Raw genomic sequence first — 1093 nt, forward strand, 5'->3', positions numbered from 1 at the left:
AGAGGGCATTTGGTTTGCCCATGTTTGTGTTAGTACGTTCCTCGCCAGGTTGGTGTCGCCTCGTCCGTTATGCGCTTGCTGGCATTGTCGATCATCGCGATGTGGATCATGGCTTCGGAGCTGGCGGGGAGGGTCTCGTAGTCGCGGGCGAGCCTGCGGTGGAGCATGAGCCAGCCCAGGGTGCGTTCGATCACCCAGCGTCGCTTGAGGACGTGGAATCCGCGGGTTTCGGGGTCGCGGTGGACGACTTCAGCGTGGATGCCGAGGGTGGCGGCGTGGTCGGCGAACTGCTTCTTGAAGCCGGTGTCGACCCAGGTCAGGGTGATGCTCGGGTGATCGGTTTTGGCCTGGTCGAGTACGCGGATGCCAGCCTGGTTCTCCGAGACCGACGCGGCACAGACGGTTACGGCGAGTAGTAGGCCGAGGGCGTCGGTGGCGATGCTTCGCTTGCGTCCGACGATCTTCTTGGCGGCGTCTGTGCCTTGGGTGCTGACGGGTGGGTTGGTGGAGGTTTTGACGGTCTGGGTGTCGATGATCGAGGCGGTGGGTTCGGGGGCTCGGCCGTCTTTGGCGCGAGCCAGGCCAGTGAGGTTGTAGTTGAGTTGGGCGAAGATGCCCTGGTCACGCCAGGCGGCGTAGTAGGAGTAGACGGTCCCGTGGGGCGGGAAGTCGTGAGGGAGGTAGGCCCAGGCGATGCCGGTCCGGTTCAGATACAAGATCGCGTTGAAGATGTCTCGCAGGCTGGTGGGGGCGGGCGCCCCGGTGGGACGGCGGTCGAGACGAGCCTGGCGCCAGGCGGCGAGGGTGGGCTCGATCAGGGCCCAGCGGGCATCGGAGATGTCGGAAGGGTAGCTGCGTCGGGGGTTCATACTCCGACCCGTACGTCGCATCAACCGTGAGAGCCGGCAACCTCCGAAACATGGCGTGTCTAGGACGTTCCTACGCCAGACGGAATCGGGGTCGGCCCGTCTCGCAAAATAGACATCGGCGAGCTCCGCCTGGCCTCGCAAGGCGGGGCACTCTTTACAAACGACGCGACCCGCCTACCTCGCAGAAGGGGCATATGCCCGCAAGCCATCCCAAGATGCCCACT

At 64.5% G+C, this 1093-nt stretch carries 1 protein-coding gene; it reads right to left on the reverse strand.

The window, feature by feature from the left end:
* Positions 1 to 29: 29 nt before the first annotated feature.
* Positions 30 to 869, reverse strand: a complete 840-nt coding sequence (locus ACWD0F_RS52130; protein ID WP_449890603.1) for an IS5 family transposase — start codon at positions 867 to 869, stop codon at positions 30 to 32.
* Positions 870 to 1093 lie beyond the last annotated feature (224 nt).

This window comes from Nonomuraea sp. NPDC002799 (assembly GCF_053592075.1).